This window comes from Actinomadura kijaniata NBRC 14229, from assembly GCF_001552175.1.
In the GTDB taxonomy this organism is placed as follows: domain Bacteria; phylum Actinomycetota; class Actinomycetes; order Streptosporangiales; family Streptosporangiaceae; genus Spirillospora; species Spirillospora kijaniata.
Genome location: NZ_BCQR01000105.1, coordinates 14,617 through 35,807, shown reverse-complemented (window position 1 = coordinate 35,807; position 21,191 = coordinate 14,617). Strand labels below are relative to the sequence as shown.

Genomic DNA, 21,191 nt, shown 5'->3' with positions numbered 1-21,191 from the left:
CGTCACCGATGTTCGGGGTGGGGTGGCCGCGAAGACTGGGGGCGTTCGGGTTCCCTCTCGGAAGGTTTCGCCATGTCCCGGTCCCTGGCCCGTACGGTGGTCGTCGGTCTTGTGGCCGCGCTGCCGCTTGGTGGGGCGCTCGCCCTGTCCGCGCAGGCGGCGTACGCCGACGACTGCTCGTTTGTGGAGAGCAGCATGGAGTTCACCGGCACTCACGTGGTGGCGGAGAAGTACCGCATCTGCACCAGCGGCCGCATCATCAGGCTCTCGGTCACCATCTCGCAGAAGGACCCGTCCAGCGGGGTGTGGAAGTCCGTCGCCACCGGCGTCGGTGTCGCGTCCTACGGATGTCAGGGAAGTTCGCCCTCCAAGCGCTACCGGATCGGCACCGGTAGCCAGGGCACCCTGCTGCCCTGCGCCTGACCGGTCAGGCGGACGGGAGCGCGGTGCGGTGGCGCATCGTTCGCGTCCAGTGGAGGAACAGGCGCACGACGAGCGCCTCCAGGGCCATCAGCAGGGCCTTGGCCAGGATCCCGGCCAGCAGTTCGGACATGGTCTCGCCCCCGGGGTCGTCGGGAAGGGCCGTGGCCTTCATGGTCCCCGCGGCGGTCGAGGTCCGGGTGTCGCCGACATGAGGATCGGGTGAATTCGGTCACCGGGCTCCGGCCGGCTTCCGGGCGGTGAGGAAGGCGTCGATCTCGTTCTGCCGCGCGCCGTCGAAGGCGGCCTTGGGGAGGAAAGCCGCGGGCTGCCCGTTCACGAACAGCAGCCAGAACTCCGGGGTGGCCGTGACGCCGGAGAACATCGACCACCGCATCGTCATGGTGGACTTGTCGGTGCGGCACTCGTAGCCGTCGTCGGTCACCCGCACCGTCGTGGGGACGCACAGGAACGCGAGCTGCTGCCGGGCGCGTCGGCGGAACCACCAGTGCCCCGCCAGGGGCGCCAGGACGGACGCGGTGAGCAGGGCGACGCCCATCGACATGTCGCCGGTGGCGAACAGGACCGCCGCTCCCGCGAGCAGAACGCCCACCAGGACCGCGTACATGGTGACGAGCTGCCGCCTGAGCCCCTGGGAGAACGCCCGGAGCACCTCGTCCGAGGTGGGCTCGTACCTGACCGTGATGTCCACTTCGCCGCCTTCGTGAGAACGTGGCGCTCATCCTTCACGGGTGCTCCCGTCCGGGCAACTCCCGCCCATCCGGTCAGTCGGCGGGGACGGGGGTGAGGCCGATGGCCGTGATGCCCTGATGGACGGTGCCCCCGCTGACCTCGAAGTTGCCCTGGAACGTCAGCCCGCCGTGCACCCAGCTCATGCCGTTCCAGGGGGACCCGGTCCCGCCGATGGCCACCTGGTAGCCGGTGCATTTCTCGTGCGTCGGCCGTTCGCCCGGGGACAGCTTCTCGAAGCACTCCGTCCAGATCGTGAACGTCGCCGAGGTGTGGCCCCGGCTGCCCGCGGTGATCGGGCGGCCCCGGTCGTCCCTGGGCCGCACGTCCCCGGCGAGGCGCGCGGCGATGGCCACCTTGCGGTTGATGTTGTCCGTCAGGAAGGTCCCGAACTTCCTGCCGCCCTCCAGCTGGCCGATCTCCCCGCCGAACGTGGGCCTGGCCGGAGCGGAGACCGTCACCGTCGGTCTCGTGCCGTTCGGGCGCTGGTCGGGGGAGTCGAGGAAACGGACGCCCAGCGCCGCCCCCAGCACGACGACCGCGACGGCGGCGCCGGCCACGACGACGGGCGTGCGGCTCCGGGACCCGGGGCCGGACGGGACCAGGCCCTGCTTCACCGCCGTGGGGACGTCCGGCGGCACCGGCAGGGTCAGCGCGGAGGTGGCGTCCCGGTAGGCGGGGTCGTCGGTGAACGCGCCCCGCGCCTCGCACCTCTCGGCCAGGCGGGCGGGCGCGGGGCGGGCCGACGGGTCCTTGGCCAGCGCCTCCGTCAGGAGGGCGGCGAGGCGGCCGTCCACGCCGGACAGGTCCGGGTCCCCGTTCAGGGTGCGCAGCAGCACCGCCTCCAGCGGGCCCGTGCCGAACGGCGGCCGGCCCGTCGCCGCGTACGCGACCGTCACCGCCAGCGAGAACACGTCGGCGGCCGGGCCGAACGCCTGCTCCCGCACCACCTCGGGGGCGACGTAGCCGGGGGTGCCGTTCCAGCCGCCCGTCCGGGTGATCTGGGTCTGGTCCTCGCCGCGCGCGATCCCGAAGTCGATCAGCCGGGGGCCGTCGGGGGCGAGCACCACGTTGGCGGGTTTGACGTCGCGGTGCTGCACGCCCTGCCCGTGCACGTCGGCCAGGCCGGAGGCGAGCGCCGCCAGCAGCCGCAGGCACGTGCCGGCGGGCAGCGGCCCGTGCCGCTCCACCGCCTGCCGCAGCGTCGGGCCGGGCACGTACTCGGTGGCCAGCCAGAACGGCGGCGCGTCCAGCCCGGCGGCCACCATCGCCGCCGCGTGCCGGGAGCGGACGCGGGCCACGGTCCGCGCCTCGCGGCGGAACCGGGCCGCCGTCTGCGGGTCGTCGAGGCCGTCCCGCACCACCTTCAGGGCGATGTGCCGCCCGCCGTCGGCCAGCGCCAGGTACACCAGGCCCATGCCGCCCTCGCCGAGGCGGCCCAGCAGCGGGTAGCCGCCGACGGCGGCCGGGTCACCGGGCCGTAGCGGCAGCATGTCGAACCTCCGAGGGGATCACGGCCGGAATGATCTCAGTCCGGCCGCGGTCCCGTCACTTGCAGAGCTTGCCGGTGGCGGTCTCGGCCTCCACCTCGGGGGCGGGCGACGCGGGCTGGTCCCGCTTCCTGGCGACCTTGACCTTCTTCGCGCCGTCCCAGTCCTGGCCCACCAGCACCTGGACGCGGGTCCCCAGGGAGTCGACCTGCTTGAGCCTGGCGCCCGGGATCGCGGCGGCCAGGGTCTTGGCCGACTCGGCGCGGTCCGGGCCGTACTGGATCAGCGTGGTGGCCTGGCCCCGGCGGGCGACGCCCGGCACGACCGTCGTGCGGAAGCCCACGTCGCCCAGCTCGGCGGCGGCGCGGCGGGCCAGGCCCCGGGTGCCGACGGCGTTGAGGACGCGGACCTGGACGTCCTCGGGCGCGACCGTCGGGGCGTCGGGGTCCTCGGTGGCCGTCGGCGACGGCTTGGGCGCGGCGGGCGGCTTGGTCACCGGCTGGTCCCGGGAGATCTTGCCGAACAGCTCGCCCGCGCGCCGCTGGTCCCACAGCACGGTGGACTGGGGCTGGGCGGAGTTCCACAGGGTGACGTTGTAGCCGGGGTTGGCCAGCGGGACCTTGGCGAAGGTGACGCTGTCGGTCGACAGGTCCTTCATCTGGTTCACCAGGCCCGGCAGGTTCTTCTTCAGCTTCTCGTCCACGCGCAGCGACTTCACGGCCGCGTCCAGGAACCGCGCCGACTTCACCGGGTCGCTGAGCGTCCGGGAGGACAGCGCCTGCTTCATCATCGACGCCATGAACTGCTGCTGCCGGTCGATCCGCCCCAGGTCGCTGCCGCCGGTCAGCGTGTAGCGGGCGCGCGCGAAGCTGAGCGCCTTCAACCCGTCCAGATGGGACTTGCCCGCCGGGATCTTCAGCCCGCTCTTGGGGTCGTCGATCGCCTGCTCGGTGCACACGTCCACGCCGCCGAGCGCGTCGACCATGCTGACGAAGCCGTAGAAGTTGACCTCGACGTAGTGGTCGATCGCCACGCCCGTCGCCCGCTTGACCGTGTCGACCGTCAGCGTCGGCCCGCCGAACTGGTACGCCCAGGTCAGCTTGCCCGGACGGGCCGAGACCGGCTGCCCCTTCGGCCCCTCCGAGCCGTTCGACCGGTGGGCCGGGATCGTCACGTGGGAGTCGCGCGGCAGGTTCACGACGGTGATCCGGTCGTGGTCGCGGGAGACGTGGACCAGCAGCATCGTGTCGGAGCGCTCGCCCGGCTCGCGGCCCAGCCGCGCCGCCTTCTGCTGCTCGCGGGTGAGGCCCTCGCGCCGGTCCACCCCGGCGACCAGGATCGTCATCGCGCCCTTGGGGTCGTCCCCGCCCCGGCCGAGACCGCCCACCGACACGCTCTTCAGCGCGTCGGACACGTAGTTCTGGAACGCCCACGCCCCGCCCGAGGTCAGCAGCACGAACGCCGACATCCCGCCGGTCACCATCAGGAACCGGCGCTGCCGCCGGGCGTTCATCACCGCGCGCGGGCTGAGCCCCGGCTCCGGCCGCCGCGGGCCGCGCCGTGTCTCCACCGGCACCCGCGGCGCGGGAACGCCGTCGACGGTCACGCCCTCGACCGGCCCGTCACCGTCGGACGCACCGCCCTCGGCGGCGGCGTCACCGCTTCCCGGACGCGGCCTGAAGTACCGCTCCAGCGGGTCGCCGTCGTGCCCGTCTGCCATCGTCGCCGTCGCCTCCCGCAGCTCGCCCCCGGCGTCGTCCGACGCGAGTCGTCCCCACTCTAAAGTGACGGACACCGGGACGTTCGTTACCCGGTGTCCGTGTCGCCGCATTGGCGGGGAGCCCCCAGCGGGAACCGAGGGGAGAGCGCGCGGGATGCTGGTAACGTGGCGCCGTTGTGACCTTCATCCCGGTGTCCCCCGTACCCGGGTCCTGTCACAGGCGAGCGAGCAAGGAAGGAACGTGGCCTTCTCCCGGCACGCCCGGCCGGGACCGGCCCGAGGGACCTGAATGAATCCGTCTCCCCACGCGCACGGCGCCCCCACCGGCGCCCCGCAGGCCGCCGTCGGCGCCCGCACCTGGCCCGCCGTTTCGGTGATCATGCCGGTGCTGAACGAGCAACGCCATCTGGCCGACGCCGTCCGCCGCATCCTCGACCAGGACTATCCCGGCGAGCTGGAACTGGTGCTGGCGATCGGCCCGTCGCGGGACCGCACCGAGGAGATCGCCCGCAAGCTCGCGGCCGAGGACCAGCGGATCAAGGTGGTGGCCAACCCCACCGGCCGCACCCCGAACGGCCTCAACATCGCGATCAAGGCGTCGCTGTACTCGATCATCGTCCGGGTGGACGGGCACTCGCTGCTGCCCGACGACTACGTGCGCGCCGCCGTCGAGACGATGGAGGAGACCGGCGCGGACAACGTCGGCGGGATCATGGCCGCCGAGGGCACCACCTCGTTCGAGAAGGCCGTGGCCCGCGCCATGACCTCCCCGCTGGGGCTGGGCGGCGCGCGGTTCCACACCGGCGGCGAGGCGGGCGAGGTCGAGACGGTCTACCTCGGCACGTTCCGGCGCAGCGCCCTGGAGCGCGTCGGCGGCTACGACGAGACGTTCACCCGCGCCCAGGACTGGGAGATGAACCACCGCATCCGCCAGACCGGCGGCAAGGTGTACTTCACCCCCCGGATGCGGGTCGCCTACCGGCCCCGCCCCAACCTGAAGGCGCTGGCCAAGCAGCAGTTCCACACCGGACGCTGGCGGCGCGTGGTCGGCCGCGAGCACCAGGGCACGCTGAACCTGCGCTACCTGGCCCCGCCGATGGCGGTGGTGGCGATGGCGGCCGGCACGGTCGCGGGCGCGTTCGGTTTCTGGCCCGGCTGGATCCTGCCCGGCGGGTACGCCGCCGCGATCGTCCTCGGCGCGGCCGTGGAGGGCCGGGGCCTGCCGCCGGGCGCGTGGGTGCGGCTGCCGCTGGTGTTCGCCACGATCCACCTGTCGTGGGGCGTGGGCTTCCTGACCAGCCCGCCCGGGCTCGGCCAGCAGAAGCCCGAGAAGCGGTGAGCTGATCCGAACCAGGACGCGCCGCCTCACGTCTCAGAGAGGGGCCGACGGCTCCCACCGTCGCTCCCTCAGGAGGTGGGCATGTCCAACGGTGCGCGACACGGGCTGGGCGCCGTCGTCGGTCTGATCGCGACGCCGGTGCTGGCGGGCACGCTGATGCTCGGCCTGGAGCGGGCCGCCCGGTACGCCCGGACGCTCGAGCTGATGAGCCTCGAACGCACCGCCGGGCTGGCGCTGCTGGTCGCGGCGGCGGCGCTGGTGGGGCTGCTGGCGGGGTCGCGGCTGTCGCCGCTGGCCTCGCTGATCCCGGGGGCGGCGTTCAGCCTGCACGGGCTGGCGTGGCTTCTGTCGCCCACCATCATGCTCGACATCCTCGACCTGCTCCCCAAGCCCCTGAACCGGGGCTACCTGCTGCTCGAACCCCAGGGCGTCGGGACGCTGGTCGGGGTGGCGCTGCTGGTCGCCTCGTTCCCGCCGTCGCGGTGGCGGAGCGGCCGGACGGGCCCACCGCCCGCCGCGCCCCCGCACGCCGCCATGGCCCCGCAGGGCGCGGTTCCGCCGCTTGCCGACCCCGGCAGCCCGGACCGGCCCGAGCGCCCGGCCATGCCGTTCGGCCCGCCGCCCGCCGGGCCACCGCGGTCCGAACCCGGGCAGGGCACGCCGCCGTACCCGCCGCGCCCGCCGGGCCGCCGCGACGGTGACGATGACGACGACGGGCCCGGCGAGTGGACGCGGATCTACGGCGGCCGTTGACGGTCAGCCCGTCAGCGCCGCCGCCGTGCCGGGAACGTCGTTGACGACCAGCGCGTCCACGCCCGCCTTGGCGTAGTCCACGGCGGCCTCCGGCTTCGGGCACCAGACCAGGACCTCCAGGTCCGCCTTGTGCGCCACGTCCACCACGTGGTCCAGCGGGCGCAGCCGCGTGTCGGGCTGCTCGAAGCCGCACGAGGCCGTGTGCACGCCGACCGCCTGGAACCCCAGCCCCGCCGCCGCGGGCACGCCGTGCCACAGCGGGAACCGCAGCCACGTCAGCAGCCCCACCGGGACCTCGGGGACCTCCTCGCGCAGGAACGTCAGCAGCGACGGGTCGAACGACGTCACCAGCAGCGGCCGCCGCGCCGCCTCCCGCCGCAGCACCGGGGCCAGCAGCGCCCCGGTCCGCCGCGCCGGGGCGTCCACCGCGTCCTCCAGCACCGTCTTGACGTCCACGTCCACCGGGACGCCCGGCGGCAGCGCGTCGAACACCTCCACCAGCCGGGGCAGCCCGCTGGCGGCGGCGGTCGCCTCGACCAGGAAGCCGCCGTCGGCGCCGGTCGGGTCGTGCCGCAGCACCAGGTCGTCGTCGGCGGTGCGGGTCACGTCGATCTCGACCCAGTCCGCGCCCGCCTCCAGCGCGGCGAAGATCGACGGGAGCGTGTTCTCGGCGACGGTCGCGCCGTCGGGGGTCGTGACGTCTCCGGAGCCGGAGCCACGGTGGCCGACGACGGCGGGCGGGGCGTTGAAGATCACTGGGCCTCCGGGGGGTTCTCGGTGGCGAGGTGTTCGGCGATCACGATGTCCAGCGGGTGGGTGACCTTGAGGTTGCGCTCGCTGCCCGCCACCACCCGGACGGGCACGTCCGGAAGATAGCGGTGCACGATGCCGCAGTCGTCGGTGGCGCGCAGGTCGGGGTCGGCGAGGGCCAGCTCGTAGGCCTTGCGGACGGTGTCCAGGCGGAAGCCCTGGGGGGTCTGGAAGCGCAGCAGCGTCTCGCGCGGCGGCATCGCGGCGACCACGCCGCCGGCGACCTCCACGATCGTGTCGGAGGACGGCACCCCGACGGCCACGGCCGCCTCGGTCTCCAGCGCCGCCAGCACCCGGTCGATGGTCGCGCGGTCCACGAACGGCCGCGCCGCGTCGTGGAACAGCACCCGCGTGTCCCCGGGATGGTCGGCCAGTGCCCGCAGCGCGGCGGCCGTGGAGGCGGTGCGGGTGTCGCCGCCCTCGATCACCCGGGACGCCTTGCCGAACGGCTCGGCGATTGCGGCGGCGGTCCGCAGGTGCCCGGCCGCCATCACCACCAGCACCTCGTCCACGTCCGGATGCCGGTCGAACGCCTCGATCGACAGCGCCAGGATGGGCCGGCCGCCGACCTCGATGAGCTGCTTGGGCGTGGCCGCGCCCATCCGCTGCCCGACGCCGCCCGCCAGCACCACCGCAACCGTCCGCATCTGTTTCCCACTTCCCTCGTCCCCGGGGCTCCATGCCCGGAGATCCGTCACATCGAATGCGTCGAGTCATCGAACCGCTACGCTGTGCAATCGCCCGTTCCCAGTCCCGACCCGGCGGAGGCGCCGATGACCGTAGCGGTAATCATCGCGACCGGACGGGCCGCGGGGCCCGGGGATCCCCGGCCCGCGGCCGCGCTGCCCTGGGGGAGCGGCCCGGAGGCCCCCACCCTGCTGGCCCGGCTGCGGAAGCAGCTCGCCGGGCTCAACGTACCGGACCCGCAGGTCCTCACCCGGCCGGAGTTCGCGCCGCTGCTGCGCAAGGACGGCCACGACGTGACCGAGTGCGCCGACCCCGCCGCCGACCTCACCGAGATCGCCCGCCTGGCCCGGCGCGGCGCCGGCGCGCCCCTGCTCCTGCTCCCGGGCGACCTGGCGATCAGCACCGAACTGCTGACCCGGCTGATCCGCGACGCGAAGGGCCCGGCGGCCGCCCTCGCCGTCCCCCTGGCGCCACCCGACCCGCCGACCGGCGCACCCACCACGGGCCCGCCGAACGACCGCCCGCCGGTCCGCGTCATCCCGTCCCCCACTCCCACCGAACCCACCACGCCCGAGCCCACCGAGCCCCGCACGTCTGCCCCTGAGCCCGCCGCGCCCACGCCCGAGCCCACCACGCCCACTACCGGCCCCGGCACGCCCGGACCTGGCACGCCCGGACCTGGCACGCTTGCTTCCGCGCCCAGCACGGCCAGCCCCGCGTCCGCCGTGCCTGGTCCCGCGTCCGCCGTGCCTGGTCCCGCGTCCGCCGTGCCCGGTCCCGCGTCCGCCGTGCCCGGTCCCGCGTCCGGTCCCGCGACCGCCGCGTCCGGGGCTGAGGCTGCTTCGCCCGCTTCCGCGTCCGCCGCGCCCGGTCCCGCGCCCATCGCGTCCGGTCCCGAGGTCGTCGCGTCCGGGGCGGTGCGGCCGGGCGGTCACGGCACCGCGGTCGTGCGGGTCGAGCGGGGGCGGATCGTCTCGGCCGGGTCGCCCCGGCATCGGGTCAGCGGTCCCAACGCCGCCTCCCCCGGTGTGCTGCGCGTCGGCCGCACCCGGCTGGAGGAGCTGGCGGAGATCGCCGAGAGGCTGGCGATCCTGCTGGAGGTCCCCGGTGCGATGCCCCTCCTGCCGGACGCCGCGCGCGAGGCCGAGGCCGTCGAGTTGCTGCTCGTCGGGCTGGTCCGCTCCGGCGTCCCGGTCGCCGACCACTCCGACCCGCGGCTGGCGTGCGTGCGCGCCGACGACCAGCACGCCGCCCACGCCGCGCACGCGGCCGTCACCGCCGTGGACGAGGACCGGGTGCGGCTGCGCGCGGCGGTCAAGGACGACGACGGGTTCTTCGCGACCTACGCGGTCAGCGGCTACTCGCCGTTCCTGGTGCGCCTGGCCGCCCGGCGGGGGCTCACCCCCAACACCGTCACCTGCATGTCCATGGGCCTGGCGGTGCTGGCGGCGGTGTGGTTCGCCGACGGGACCCGCGCCGGGATGGTCATCGGGGCCGCCCTGTTCCACCTGTCGTTCGTGCTGGACTGCGTGGACGGCCAGCTCGCCCGCTACACGCGGCGGTTCAGCCCGCTCGGCGCGTGGCTGGACGCGGTCTTCGACCGGGCCAAGGAGTACGCCGTGTACGCCGGGCTGGCGGTCGGCGCGGGCGTCGCGGCCGTCGGCGACCCGGTCCACGCGGGCGACGTGTGGCCGCTGGCGGTGGCCGCGATGGCGCTCCAGACCGTCCGCCACATGATCGACTTCTCGTTCGGGGCGCGCGCCGAGAGCCCGCCGGACCCGCCGCGGGTGATCCCGCTCACCGTCCGCGACGACGCGCGCGACCCCGGCCCGGAGCCGGGCGGCGTGGCCCGGCTGTCGGCGCGGACCTCCCGGGTCCGGGCGCTGCACTGGGCCAAGAAGACGGTCACCCTGCCGATCGGGGAGCGGTTCGCGCTGGTCGCGGTGACCGCCGCCGTCGGCAACGCCCGGTGGACGTTCACGGCCCTGCTGCTGTGGGGCGGGCTCGCCGCCGCCTACACCCTGACCGGACGAGTGCTGAGGACGATCTCCCGATGACCGCGCCCGCCCTTCCCGCCCCCGTGGACCCCGCCCCGCCCGCCCCGCTGCGCCGCCACCGCGACGACGGGCCGCTCTGCCTGGTCCTGGGCGGCCTCGCACGGGGCCAGCTCCCGCCGCTGCCCGGCATGCTCGTCGCGCTGGCCGTCACCGCGTTGCTGCTGGTCACCGGGGTGGGGGAGCAGCAGACGCCCGCGCTGTTCGCGCCGGTGGCGGCGCTGCTGCTGACCGGGCCCGCCGCGACCCACCCGCACCGCGGCCGGCTGGACTGGCTCGTCCCGCCCGGAATCCGCGCGATCGAGTATGGTTACCTCGCTGTATTGGGGTTCGCGCAGAACGTGTCGGCGCCGCTGGTCTTCGTGCTGCTCGCCGTTCTGGCGTTCCACCATTACGACACGGTGTACCGCACCCGCCAGGGGCTCCGCGCGCCGGAGTGGCTCTTCCGCGCCGGACTCGGCTGGGAGGGCCGGATGCTCCTAGTAGCCTTTCTCGGGCTCTCCGGACTCCTCCCGTTCGCGTACGCTTCACTTGCCGCTTACCTTGGCGTGTTGTTCGCGGGTGAGAGCGCCGTGTCATGGGCGCGTACCGGTCGCGGCAGCGGCGTGATGGTCGATCTGGAGGAAGAGAACACATGATCGGGATGGTGCTCGCGGCGGGAGCCGGGCGGCGACTGCGCCCCTACACCGACACACTGCCCAAGGCCCTGGTACCGGTCGATGGGGACACGACCATCCTGGACATCGCGCTGGGCAACCTCGCCGAGGTCGGCCTGACCGACGTGGTCATCGTCGTCGGGTACTGCGCGGGCGCGGTCGAGGAGCGCAAGGCCGCCCTGGAGGAGAGGTACGGCGTCTCCATCACCCTCGTGCACAACGACAAGGCCGAGGAGTGGAACAACGCCTACTCCATGTGGCTGGCCCGCGAGCACTTCGCCAAGGGCGTGCTGATGGTGAACGGCGACACCGTGCACCCCGTGAGCGTCGAGAAGACCCTGCTCGCCGGCCGCGGCAAGTCCGACATCCTGCTGGCGGTCGACGACGTGAAGAAGCTGGCCGACGAGGAGATGAAGGTCATCCTCGACGACCAGGGCCACCTGTCGAAGATCACCAAGCTGATGGACCCGGCCGACGCCGCCGGCGAGTACATCGGCGCCACGCTGCTGGAGCCCGCCGCCGCCGAGGCCCTCGCCGACGCCCTGAAGGCGACCTGGGAGGCCGACCCCGACCAGTACTACGAGGACGGCTACCAGGAGCTCGTCAACCGCGGCTTCGCGATCTCCGTCGCGCCGATCGGCGAGGTGGCCTGGGTCGAGGTGGACAACCACGACGACCTGAACAAGGCCCGCGAGATCGCCAAGAGCTACTAGCGGACGTTCGCGGCCGTCGCATGGAGCATCCCCCGGGCCTCCGTGCGGCGGCCCGTCCGTCTGCTCCGCCGACCATCGACCCGACCGAGGAAGGCACATGCCCCTGCTGTCGCGGATGCTGAACGCACCGCTGTCCATCGACGTCCGCCGCGGCGCCATCGCGGGCCTGGGCGACCTTCTCGCCGACCGGCGCATCGCCACCGAGGGGCGGGTGGCCATCGCCGTCGGACCCGGCCAGGGCGACCAGATCGCCGAGCACGTCCGGCCGTCGCTGAGCCAGTGCGAGGTGTTCCACGTCGACGGCGGCACCGTGGACGCGGCCGTGAGCCTGGGCACCAGGCTGCGCGCCGGCTCCTACGAGGCGGTCGTCGGCATCGGCGGCGGCCGCACCATCGACGCCACCAAGTACGCCGCCACCCTGTCGGGCATCCCGATGGTGTCGGTCGCCACCAACCTCTCCCACGACGGCATCTGCTCGCCGGTCGCGTCCCTGACCCACGAGAAGGGCAAGGGGTCGTTCGGCGTGGTCATGCCGCTGGCGATGGTGGTGGACCTGGACTACGTGCGGGCCGCCCCCGACCGCCTGGTGCGCGCCGGGATCGGCGACGTGGTCAGCAACTTCTCCGCCGTCGACGACTGGCTGCTGGCGGCCGAGGAGTGCGGCGAGCGCGTCGACCGCATGGCGCTGACCGTCGCGCGCACCGCCGCCGAGGCGCTGCTGCACCAGCCCGAGTCGATCGAGTCCGACCGGTTCCTGACCGTGCTGGCCGAGGGGCTGGTGCTGTCGGGCATGGCGATGTCGTTCGCGGGGGACTCGCGGCCGGCGTCCGGCGGCGACCACGAGATCCTGCACGCGATCGACCAGATGTTCCCCGGGACCGCCAACCACGGGGAACTCGCGGGCATCGGCGCGGCGTTCTGCTATCACCTGCGCTCCACGCACCTGGGGTCCGGCGCCGAACGGCTCACCGAGATCCTGACCTGCCTGGAGCGTCACGGACTGCCGCGTTTCCCCGCCGACGTGGGGTTGAGCGTGGAACAGTTCACCGAGGCGGTCCTGTACGCGCCGAACACCCGGCCGGGCCGCTATACGATCTTGGAGCATCTCGGGCTCGACAAGGACGCGACCCGCGAGGCGGTGGAGGAGTATGTCCGGGCCTATGGAGACTGAGCGGACCGCATCGGAGGCCGTCCCCCCGGCCGACGGGCCTCCCCCCGGCGGCGGCATCCGCGCGGGCGACGACCTGCGGCCCTCGCGCAAGCACGCGAAGGTCGCCGACGTGCGCCGGTACGGGCAGCCGCCCGGTCTGAAGGAGCGGCGCAACGAGGAGCACTGGGCGGGCCGCCTGTACATGCGCGACCTGTCGCCGTTCTTCTCCTGGGTGGCGCTGCGGATGGGCTTCAGCCCCAACCAGCTCACCTACCTGATGATGATCAGCGGGGTGCTGGCGGGCGTGGTGGTGTCGCTGCCGTCCGGGCCCGGCACGGGCGGGCTGTGGACGGCGCTGGGCGGCGCGCTGCTCATCCAGGTGTACCTGCTGCTGGACTGCGTGGACGGCGAGGTCGCCCGCTACCTGCGGCAGACGTCGGTGGCCGGGGTGTTCCTGGACCGCATCGGCCACTACCTGTCGGAGATCGCGCTGCTGATCGGCCTGGGCTTCGCCGCGCAGGGCGCCTGGACCAGCGGCGGCTACGTCGAGCTCGGCATGGTCGCCGCGATCGGCGCGGCGCTGATCAAGGCCGAGACCGACAACGTGGTCGTGGCCCGCGCCAAGTCGGGCCTGCCCGCCGACCCGGCCGGCGGCGACCGCGCGCTGCGCCCGCGCTCCACCCGGATCGCGCTGGCCCGCCAGGCGGCCTCCATGCTGCGCTTCCACCGCATCATCGGCGCGGTCGAGCTGTCGCTGCTGATCGCGGCGGCGGCGGCGGTCGACCTGCTGATCGACGCCCGGACCCCCGTGGCGCTGCGGGTGCTGACCGTCGCCGTCGCGGCCGTCGCGGTCCTCCAGACCCTGCTGCACCTGATCAGCATTCTCGCCTCCCGGAGACTTAAGTGAGCTCTACCCTGGACGAAGGCGCTGCGCAGCCGCACAGCGAGCCTTTTCGTCCCCGCGAAGGCGGGGGTGTTTCGCTTTCCGTCATCGTCCTGACGATGGGGAACCGGCCCGAGGAACTGGCCCGCGCGGTGCGCAGCGCCCTGGACCAGGAGCATGTGGACGTCGAGGTCGTCCTGGTCGGCAACGGCGTCGACCCGGCGGGCGACCAGGCGGAGAAGGACCCGTTCGACGACCCGCGCGTCCGGACGGTCGCGCTGCCGAAGAACGTCGGCATCCCGGCCGGCCGCAACCGGGGCGTGGAGGCGTCGTCGGGCGATGTGATCCTGTTCCTGGACGACGACGGCTGGTACCGCTCGACGCGGCTCGGCGCGCATGTCCGGGACCGGTTCACGGCCGAGCCGGACCTCGGGATCATCTCGTTCCGCGTCCGTGACCCCGAGGGCGGCCGGGGCGAGCGCCGGCACGTGCCGCGCCTGCGCGCGGGGGACCCGGAGCGGTCCTCGGAGGTGACGACGTTCCTGGGCGGGGCGTGCGCGGTGCGGCGCGCCGCCTGGGACGCGGGCGGCGGCCTGCCCGAGGACTTCTTCTACGCGCACGAGGAGACGGACCTCGCCTGGCAGGTCCTCAACGCGGGCTACCGGATCGTGTACGACGCCGCGGCGGTGATGTTCCACCCGGCGGTGCTGCCGACGCGGCACGAGATGTTCTACCGCTACAACGCCCGCAACCGCGTGTGGCTGGCCCGCCGCAACCTGCCGTGGCCGCTGGCGTTCGCGTACCTGGCGGTGTGGGTCGCGATGACCCTGCTGCGGGAACGCGGGATGAGCGCGCTGCGGCCGTGGTTCAAGGGGTTCGCCGAGGGGTGGCGCAAGCCCGCCGGACGGCGCCGCCCGATCTCGTGGAAGACCGCCTGGCGCATGACGCTGACGGGCCGCCCGCCCATCATCTGACCCGGCACGACCGACGCCCGCCGCGAACGCCCGCGGCGGGCGTTCGCGTTCCGCGGCGTTCGCGTCAGCGGGTGACGGAGGACAGGATCAGGTGGGTCAGCTCGGCGGTGATCGCGTCCAGGGGGATGTCCTGGCCGCGCGCCGACCAGTGGTGGACGAGGTTGTTCACCGCGCCGATCAGGGCGATGGCCGTCAGCCGGTAGTCGCGGTCGGGCGCCTCGTCGCGGGCCACGGCCTGGTCGATCAGGGAGAGGATGGTCCGCGCCCAGCGTTCGCGCAGCTCCAGCCGGCGCCGTTCCAGGTCGGGGCTGACCCCGATGACCTCCACGAACCCGAGCCGGGCCCAGCGGGGGTCGCCCGCGTGGGTGGTCACGAACGCGCGCACGGCACGTTCCACGCGTTCGGGGAGGGCGGCGCCGGACGCGGCGGCGTACGCCTCGGCGACGGCGGCGAGGGAGCGTTCGTTGAGCCGCCGGAACAGGGCCAGCAGCAGTTCCTCGCGGCCGCCGAACTCCTCGTAGAAGTTGCGGGTGGAGACCCCGGCGGTGGTGCAGAGGCGTTCGATGGAGGTGGCGGCGTACCCGCGGGTGCCGAACAGCTCCAGGCCGGCCCGCATGAGGCGTTCGCGCCGTTCGGCCCGCCGCTCCTCGGCGGAGCGGCCGCCGTAGCCGCGTTTGGGGGCGGGGTTCCGGCCGCTCATGGACCTCCTTCGGGCGTGCTGCGCCCAGCGTAACCAGGGGAGGGGCGTGGCCGGGACGGGGGCGTTCACCCGGCCTGCTCCGCGGTCCTCGGGGGGCTCGCCGGGGTGTCGAGGACCTTGCGGGTGACGCGTTCGGCGATGGCGGCGACCAGGGTGCGGGGGCGGCGCGGCGTCAGGTGCGCGCCCAGGGCGTTGCCGAGGCCGGGGGTGACGTAGGCGCGGTCGCGGTCGAGGGCGCGCAGCGCGGCGCTCACCACCGGGCGCGGGGCCGTCATGGAGCCGGTGACCGCGGCCTTGCGGGTGCCGATGGTGTCGAAGAACCCGGTCTCGACGGGGCCGGGGCACAGGGTCAGCACCCGGATGCCGCGCCTGCGGTACTCCTGGCGCAGCGCGAGGCCGAAGTTGAGCACGAAGGTCTTGGTGGACGCGTAGACGGCGAAGTACGGGGAGGGCTGGAAGGCGGCGGTGGAGGCGACGTTGACGATCGAGCCGCCGCCGCGCCGGAGCATGCCGGGCAGCAGTTCGTGGGTGAGGTCGACGAGCGCGACAACGTTGACCATGAGCTGGTCGTGGTCCCGCTCCCCGGGGATGTCCTCGAAGCGGCCGCAGGTGCCGAAGCCGGCGTTGTTGACCAGCAGGTCGACGTGCAGGCCGCGGCGGGCCAGCTCCGCGCCGACCCGGCGTCCCGCGTCGGGTTCGGAGAGGTCCTGGACCAGGACGTGGGCGCGGACGCCGTGCTCGGCCGAGAGGCGTTCGGCGAGGGCGACCAGCTTGTCGCCGGACCGCGCGAGCAGGACGAGGTCGTTCCCGCGGGCCGCGAGCTGGGCGGCGAACTCCTCGCCGAGCCCGGAGGAGGCGCCGGTCACAAGGGCGGTGGTCTGCATGGTGGTGCTCCTTCGTCTCGCTGGCAACTGATTCGAGACAGTACACGTTTCTGAGCTAACTGCAACAGTTGTGATGCAGATAAGTGGATTGCTGGCACCTTGGTGTATCGTCTGGCCGGGTCGCTCACGTGGGGGCTGCCGTGGAACGGACAGGGGAACGGAACGTTGAGAGCTGACGCGGAGCGCAGCGTGCGCGCCATCCTGGAGGCGGCCGAGGCCCTGCTCGCCGAGGACCCCAACGCCTCCATGGAGCAGATCGCGGCGGCCGCCGGAGTGGCCCGCACCACCATCCACCGGCGCTTCGCCAGCCGGCAGGCGCTGGTCGAGGAGCTGGCGGCCTCCGCGGCCCGGCGGCTCGCCCGGGCGGTGGAGGACGGACGGCCCGACACCGCCCCGCCGCTGGTCGCCCTGCACCGGATCACGGCCAACGTGTTGCAGGTCAAGAGCGCCTGGGGCTTCGCCCTGGGACTCCCGGCGGCTCCCGGCGGCCCGGCCGACGTCCTCCACCGGGACATCGCCGACCGCTGCCTGGCGCTGTTCGCCCGCGCTCAGCGGGACGGGCTCATCGACGCGGCGGCCGACCTCGACTGGGTGCGCCGGGTCTACTACGCCCTGATCGGGGAGGCCCTGCACGGCGACACCGGCGGCACCGACCCGGACACCCTCGCCGTCCGCGTCGTCGACAGCCTCCTGTACGGCGCCGCGCCGCGCTCCCGAACGTCGGCCTCCGCGCACGCGTCGTGATCGGGTGATGCGAATTCCCGTCACTCCGTATTTTGTGACACCCCATTCTCGGAGACCGGCGCCACGAAATTGATTCATCTCGTCGCCGCAGCTCAGAACTGAGCTTGCAAAAAGGCGGAGGAGAGTGGTGTAGACCTACTGTGGCCAGCGGCGATCGGGGGTCTTGGCATTCCTTCCCGGCGCGGACATGATCTCGTTCACCGGGCGAGAATTTCGGCATTCACGGGCCCGAACGCTCCCGCGCCCGCCGTTTCTCGCATGCTCTCGACCCGTCCCCCGACACGGGGATCCAAGGGGAAAGCGTGAACGAGCCGACACGACGAACACCCGCCGAACGCCGCCGACCGGCGATCCTGGTCGCGGCCTCAGCGCTCATCCTCACCGGCGGCCTGACCGCCGTCGTCCCGGCGGCCGGCGCGGCGACCGCGGCCCCGGCGGCGACCGCCGACGCCCCCAAGCCGCCGCCGCCGACCCGGGCGGCCGGCCAGCGCGTCACCGACACCGCCGACTGCGCGCCGTCCTCGCTGGACGCCAGGTCCGCGAAGGCCAAGCCGGTCACCGACCCGCGCGCGCCCCGGGAGCTCCGGGGCAAGAAGGTCATCTCCTGCGTGCAGACGAACGTCCCCAACGCCTCCAAGGAGAGCACCGACGCGCGCGCCGCCGCCCTGGCCGCGCAGCGCGGGCAGGCGGGCGCGCCCGACGAGGAGACGCTGCGCACCCGGCTGAAGGCCGCCCAGGCCGCCCGCAAGGGTGACAAGGACGCCAGGGCGAAGCTCGCCGACAACCTCCCGCTCCCGGACTGGTGCCACGACCACGCCTTCGACGGCTGGTGGGTGCTCCGCACCGCCGAATGCCAGATCGCCGACATCACCGTCCTGTACTTCGCGGAGACCAACGGCCGCCGCGTCCACGTCGGCACCGCCAAGGCGCTGGAGTTCTCCTACAACTACACGAGCTCCGACATCGACACCTTCGCCTCGCAGATCCGCGTGGTGAAGTACTGGGGCGAGCGCGCCGGGAGCACCGACTTCTTCTCGAACATCTACGGCTGGTCGACCTGCTCCGGTGACTGCAAGCAGAACTCCGACAGCGGCCTGAGGCCCGGCCGGTTCGCCCGCGACGTCAACAACGACGGCCAGGCGTTCTACGACAACACCCGCACCGAGACCGGCGGGATCGGATACGCCACCCCGAACTGGCACTGGTTCGTGCACCTGGTCTTCTTCCTACCTTCCACCACCCGGAACCAGCCAGACCCCCCGCGCATCCGCTGCGACAACGCCTTCTCCACCGACGGCAACGACCTCGGCGACCCGGCGTCGTCCCGGTCCGCCGGCGTGATCGGCAACGGCTGCGTGGTGCCGTCCTACGTCCCCACGTGGATCGTGCTGAAGAACGGCCTGTACCCGACGGTCGCCTACCACGTGGAGGCCGCGCAGAAGTCCGGGCTGCCGGGCGCCTACCCCAACGGTCCGGTGCTGCACCGGTTGCAGGACCCGGCCAAGAAGCGCCAGAACGGCGACACCGCCTGCCCACCGGCGCCGACGTGGGTGCGGCCCGCGGGCAAGTCGTGCGACGAGTACCCGATGCGCTCCACCTACGAGGGCGCCAGCACCGCGCCCACCCCGGGCACCGCCAGGTCGTTCGCGCCTCCGACGCAGAACGTGCCGGGGGTCGGCGAATGGTGCGAGATGGACGCCGCGTGGAACGTCCCCACCGGCGTGACCGGCCCGACCGGCTGGTCGTCGTGCATGCTGCCCGCCCGCGACAACTCCGGCGCGGGAGCGCTGCTGGGCGGCTTCTACAAGTCCAACCGGGTGCTGGACAACGACCCGTTCCTCGTCTGGCCGCAGTGACCGGATGAAACGGCCCGCGCCGTCACCCCGCCGGGGTGACGGCGCGGGCCCGTCCGGCGGAGCATGGATCCATGGCATCGAGCGCAGCGCCCGCCGTCCGCGTCACCGGAACCGTGACGGTGGAGTACAACCGGTTCACCGTGGCCGCGCCCGGCGCGTCCCCCGGATGCCTCGACCTGCCCCGCAACGGCCTGGTCGGGGCGCCGCTGGAGGCCCGCCCGTTCGAGGCGGGCACCGTCGCGGTGATCGCGACCGGCGTCGCCTACGACGAGGTGGCGGTGACCGCCGAGGTGTGGACCGGCGAACCGCCCGCGCTGGACACCACCGGCTGGCAGGACGCGGCCGTCATCACCGTCGACTGGCCCGGCGGCCAGGTCCGGCTGCTCGGCGAGGACACCGTCCCGCCGTCGGAACTGCCGCTGGGCGGCCTGCCCGCCGGGCGGTACCGGCTGCTGGTCGCGGGCCGCCACCGCGACGAGGGCGAGGCGCGCAGCGGCGCGATGCCCGTCGAGGAGTACCTGATCCGGCTCTGGCCCGCGTCCTCCACGGGCGAGCGGGTGCTCAAGGCGACCAGCGCGACCGGCGCGATGTGGCGGGGCGGCTAGGTGGTGTTCTGGGTTTGGGTCATGTGGGGGCTGGCAGGCTGCGGAGCCAGATGAGGGCCCCGCACAGGTGGGGCCCGGCCTGGTGGCTTTCGGGGTCCTCGTCATAGCGGGTGGCCGGCCCGCGCCATTGCTCGGACTTGTTGATGTATCGCTTGACGGTGTCGCGCTGCTTGTAGGGCGCGGCCCCCTTGCGTTTGCGGTTGGCGGCCTGGTGGGCCTTTTCGGGGATCACCGCTTTGACGCGCGGCGACGCAGGTAGGCGCGGTTGGCCTCGGTCTGCTTTTGGTGGCCGAGTAGGCGGCCCACGGCGGCGTGAAGACGTATGAGCAGCTCACTGTTCAGGAGGCTGCGCAGGCTTTTGGCGGGCTGAGAGTCCATGGTTCTCCTCATGTAGGCCCGCTCGGCGTGGGCCGGGCGGACGAGGGCCGATCGGATCCGGGCGCAGGCGCGAACGGCTAGTTCGGCTGACGAGCTCTGCCGCTACGGCGGGTACGGGTCGAGCACGGGCTGCTGCGCGCCGCTGAGCAGCGCGGCCGTGCGTGCCGGCTCGTGTTCCGGTGCCTGGCTGCGCCTGGCCCTGTCGCCGCTGAAGGTCTCGATCTGAGGTGTCGTCGAATAGGGGCCGAAACGCTTCTCGCCGCCCGATCCAAGTAGAGGTGTAAGGGCGAACGACGAAGGGAGCGAGGCCAGTGCGCCTCAACGACGACCCCGCGGCCTTTGAGGCCTTCTATCGCCGCCACGTCGATGCCGTCATGAGATTCGTGGTCCGGCGGGTGAGCGACCCTCACCTCGCCGCCGACCTGACGGCGGACATCTTCCTGGCGGCCCTTGACTCGGCGCACACCTACGTGCCCGGCCGGGGTAGCGAGCTCGCTTGGCTCTACGGCATCGCACGCAACGTCGTATCCGCCCAGCACCGCAAGGCGGCCATCGAGGCGCGGGCGACCAGCCGCGTCGCCGGCCGCCGACTGATGGACGACGACGATCTCACCAGGATGGAGGAGCGGATCGACGCCGAGCGCCGGATGCGCAACGCCTTGGAGGCCATGCAGGGCCTTCCCGAAGGCGAACGCGCCGTGCTGGAGCTCGTCGCGATCGATCAGCTCACCGTCACCGAGGCCGCCAAGGCTCTGGGCATCAGGCACGTGACCGCACGCGTCAGACTGCACCGCGCCCGGCGCGCCCTCGAGAACGTCGCCTCGCCATCGGCCGTGTACCAGGAAGGACGGATATGACCAACTTCGAAGATCGCCTTCTCAGTGCACTCAAGGACGAGATCACGACGAGGAAGGCAGAAGATCAAATGACAACTGTGACACCCGTGCGACGCACCCGGCGCATCGTGGGACTGTCCGCCGCGGTGGCGGGGGTCGCGGCGGCCGCCACCGCCGTGGTGGCGCTGACCGGCGTGACCGGCAGCACGGCGTACGCGGTCTCCAAGGGCTCGGACGGCACTGTCGACGTGCAGATCAACTCGTTCGTCGACCCCGACGGCTTGGAGTCCGAGCTGGCCGAGGCCGGGATCAAGTCGGTGGTGGACTACCTCCCCGCGGGCCAGACCTGCAAGCAGCCCCGCGGCGAGAACGGGGCCGCGGACGGGAAGTTCGCCGCGGGTGTCAGCAAGGCGGGTGGCGGGATCGCCTTCAAGATCAAGAAGGGGCACGTCCCCGCGGGGTCCACACTGGTGCTGGCCATCACGAAGAGCGAGGACGGCGAATCCGCGGCGCCGTCCACGACCTCCCTGCAGATCGTCAAGGGGACGGTCACCCCCTGCCAGCCCACTTCCGCGCCCGCGATCCCGCCCGCTGACAACGGGACCGGCGGAACCACGGACAAGCAGGACAACGGTCCCACCGTCGACAACGGCACGGAGGAGGGAAAGGGCGTCACCGACAAGAACGACTGACCGCCCCATCCGAACGGCTCCTCACCGGTAGACCGCTGGTCCGGCGACTTCCCGCCGGAAGAAAGCGGCCCGCCCGGCGGCCCCCTCCCGAGCAGCG

22 protein-coding genes and 1 pseudogene are annotated in these 21,191 nt (G+C 73.2%); 14 read left to right on the top strand and 9 right to left on the bottom strand.

Annotation, left to right across the window (positions count from 1 at the left end; all coding sequences use genetic code 11):
* Positions 1-72 precede the first annotated feature (72 nt).
* Positions 73-423, top strand: a complete 351-nt coding sequence (locus AKI01S_RS29750) for a hypothetical protein (protein ID WP_067825180.1) — start codon at positions 73-75, stop codon at positions 421-423.
* Between the two features lie 4 nt (positions 424-427).
* On the opposite strand, the gene AKI01S_RS50960 is transcribed toward AKI01S_RS29750, so the two are convergent.
* The 4 genes from AKI01S_RS50960 to AKI01S_RS29735 all read right to left on the bottom strand — a co-directional run bounded on the left by AKI01S_RS50960 (position 428) and on the right by AKI01S_RS29735 (position 4,455).
* Positions 428-595: a hypothetical protein gene (locus tag AKI01S_RS50960; RefSeq protein ID WP_157420236.1), complete on the bottom strand. Its 168-nt coding sequence runs from the start codon at positions 593-595 to the stop codon at positions 428-430.
* A 57-nt stretch (positions 596-652) separates the two neighbouring features.
* Complete coding sequence (locus AKI01S_RS29745) at positions 653-1,132, bottom strand: YcxB family protein (protein WP_067825178.1); 480 nt, start codon at positions 1,130-1,132, stop codon at positions 653-655.
* A gap of 73 nt (positions 1,133-1,205) precedes the next feature.
* Entirely contained in the window at positions 1,206-2,663 is a 1,458-nt protein-coding gene (locus AKI01S_RS29740; RefSeq protein ID WP_067825176.1) for a serine/threonine-protein kinase, read from the bottom strand.
* Between the two features lie 55 nt (positions 2,664-2,718).
* A complete protein-coding gene (locus AKI01S_RS29735) occupies positions 2,719-4,455 on the bottom strand; it encodes an LCP family protein (protein ID WP_245681829.1) in 1,737 nt (578 codons plus the stop codon).
* A gap of 214 nt (positions 4,456-4,669) precedes the next feature.
* Between AKI01S_RS29735 and AKI01S_RS29730 the strand changes: the two genes are divergently transcribed.
* Together AKI01S_RS29730 and AKI01S_RS29725 are read left to right on the top strand one after the other, a co-directional pair.
* Positions 4,670-5,719 (top strand): glycosyltransferase family 2 protein, encoded by a 1,050-nt coding sequence (locus AKI01S_RS29730; protein WP_084000378.1) that lies wholly within the window; start codon positions 4,670-4,672, stop codon positions 5,717-5,719.
* 81 nt (positions 5,720-5,800) lie between these two features.
* A complete protein-coding gene (locus tag AKI01S_RS29725; protein ID WP_067825172.1) occupies positions 5,801-6,472 on the top strand; it encodes a hypothetical protein in 672 nt (223 codons plus the stop codon).
* Between the two features lie 3 nt (positions 6,473-6,475).
* Here the strand turns inward: AKI01S_RS29725 and AKI01S_RS29720 are convergent, their stop codons facing one another.
* The gene (locus tag AKI01S_RS29720; RefSeq protein WP_067825170.1) at positions 6,476-7,228 is read right to left on the bottom strand and encodes a glycerophosphodiester phosphodiesterase; all 753 of its coding nucleotides are present in this window, start codon (positions 7,226-7,228) and stop codon (positions 6,476-6,478) included.
* The gene (gene ispD, locus AKI01S_RS29715) at positions 7,225-7,929 is read right to left on the bottom strand and encodes a 2-C-methyl-D-erythritol 4-phosphate cytidylyltransferase (RefSeq protein WP_067825168.1); all 705 of its coding nucleotides are present in this window, start codon (positions 7,927-7,929) and stop codon (positions 7,225-7,227) included. Before ispD ends, AKI01S_RS29720 begins: the two co-directional genes overlap by 4 nt.
* Before the next feature lie 126 nt (positions 7,930-8,055).
* Here ispD and AKI01S_RS54385 point away from each other — a divergent pair, with 126 nt between their 5' ends.
* The 6 genes from AKI01S_RS54385 (at position 8,056) to AKI01S_RS29685 (ending at position 14,399) form a co-directional block, all read left to right on the top strand.
* The gene (locus AKI01S_RS54385) at positions 8,056-10,026 is read left to right on the top strand and encodes a CDP-alcohol phosphatidyltransferase family protein (RefSeq protein ID WP_067825166.1); all 1,971 of its coding nucleotides are present in this window, start codon (positions 8,056-8,058) and stop codon (positions 10,024-10,026) included.
* Positions 10,023-10,661 carry a DUF5941 domain-containing protein gene (locus AKI01S_RS54380; protein ID WP_067825163.1) on the top strand — a complete coding sequence of 213 codons (639 nt, stop codon included), beginning with the start codon at positions 10,023-10,025 and terminating at the stop codon, positions 10,659-10,661. The genes AKI01S_RS54385 and AKI01S_RS54380 overlap by 4 nt, the downstream gene beginning before the upstream one ends.
* Entirely contained in the window at positions 10,658-11,392 is a 735-nt protein-coding gene (locus AKI01S_RS29700) for a phosphocholine cytidylyltransferase family protein (protein WP_067825161.1), read from the top strand. The genes AKI01S_RS54380 and AKI01S_RS29700 overlap by 4 nt, the downstream gene beginning before the upstream one ends.
* Positions 11,393-11,507: 115 nt before the next feature.
* Positions 11,508-12,563: an iron-containing alcohol dehydrogenase family protein gene (locus AKI01S_RS29695; RefSeq protein WP_067825201.1), complete on the top strand. Its 1,056-nt coding sequence runs from the start codon at positions 11,508-11,510 to the stop codon at positions 12,561-12,563.
* Entirely contained in the window at positions 12,553-13,449 is an 897-nt protein-coding gene (locus AKI01S_RS29690; protein ID WP_084000376.1) for a CDP-alcohol phosphatidyltransferase family protein, read from the top strand. Before AKI01S_RS29695 ends, AKI01S_RS29690 begins: the two co-directional genes overlap by 11 nt.
* A 95-nt stretch (positions 13,450-13,544) precedes the next feature.
* Positions 13,545-14,399: a glycosyltransferase family 2 protein gene (locus AKI01S_RS29685; RefSeq protein ID WP_067825159.1), complete on the top strand. Its 855-nt coding sequence runs from the start codon at positions 13,545-13,547 to the stop codon at positions 14,397-14,399.
* 64 nt (positions 14,400-14,463) lie between these two features.
* Here the strand turns inward: AKI01S_RS29685 and AKI01S_RS29680 are convergent, their stop codons facing one another.
* The gene (locus tag AKI01S_RS29680) at positions 14,464-15,099 is read right to left on the bottom strand and encodes a TetR/AcrR family transcriptional regulator (RefSeq protein ID WP_067825157.1); all 636 of its coding nucleotides are present in this window, start codon (positions 15,097-15,099) and stop codon (positions 14,464-14,466) included.
* Positions 15,100-15,164: 65 nt separating this feature from the next.
* On the bottom strand, positions 15,165-15,983 hold the full coding sequence (locus tag AKI01S_RS29675; protein WP_067825155.1) for an SDR family NAD(P)-dependent oxidoreductase: 819 nt from the start codon (positions 15,981-15,983) through the stop codon (positions 15,165-15,167).
* A gap of 165 nt (positions 15,984-16,148) precedes the next feature.
* Between AKI01S_RS29675 and AKI01S_RS29670 the strand changes: the two genes are divergently transcribed.
* The 3 genes from AKI01S_RS29670 to AKI01S_RS29660 all read left to right on the top strand — a co-directional run bounded on the left by AKI01S_RS29670 (position 16,149) and on the right by AKI01S_RS29660 (position 19,188).
* On the top strand, positions 16,149-16,727 hold the full coding sequence (locus AKI01S_RS29670; protein ID WP_067825153.1) for a TetR/AcrR family transcriptional regulator: 579 nt from the start codon (positions 16,149-16,151) through the stop codon (positions 16,725-16,727).
* Between the two features lie 302 nt (positions 16,728-17,029).
* Positions 17,030-18,583, top strand: a complete 1,554-nt coding sequence (locus tag AKI01S_RS29665; protein ID WP_067825151.1) for a hypothetical protein — start codon at positions 17,030-17,032, stop codon at positions 18,581-18,583.
* Between the two features lie 71 nt (positions 18,584-18,654).
* Entirely contained in the window at positions 18,655-19,188 is a 534-nt protein-coding gene (locus AKI01S_RS29660; RefSeq protein WP_067825149.1) for a hypothetical protein, read from the top strand.
* A 19-nt stretch (positions 19,189-19,207) separates the two neighbouring features.
* Here the strand turns inward: AKI01S_RS29660 and AKI01S_RS29655 are convergent.
* Positions 19,208-19,464 (bottom strand): annotated as a pseudogene (locus AKI01S_RS29655) (hypothetical protein); the annotation flags it as partial.
* 413 nt (positions 19,465-19,877) lie between these two features.
* On the opposite strand from AKI01S_RS29655, the gene AKI01S_RS29650 reads away from it, so the two are divergent.
* Both AKI01S_RS29650 and AKI01S_RS29645 read left to right on the top strand, forming a co-directional pair.
* Positions 19,878-20,423, top strand: a complete 546-nt coding sequence (locus tag AKI01S_RS29650) for an RNA polymerase sigma factor (protein ID WP_084000375.1) — start codon at positions 19,878-19,880, stop codon at positions 20,421-20,423.
* Positions 20,420-21,094 carry a hypothetical protein gene (locus AKI01S_RS29645; RefSeq protein WP_157420235.1) on the top strand — a complete coding sequence of 225 codons (675 nt, stop codon included), beginning with the start codon at positions 20,420-20,422 and terminating at the stop codon, positions 21,092-21,094. Before AKI01S_RS29650 ends, AKI01S_RS29645 begins: the two co-directional genes overlap by 4 nt.
* Positions 21,095-21,191 lie beyond the last annotated feature (97 nt).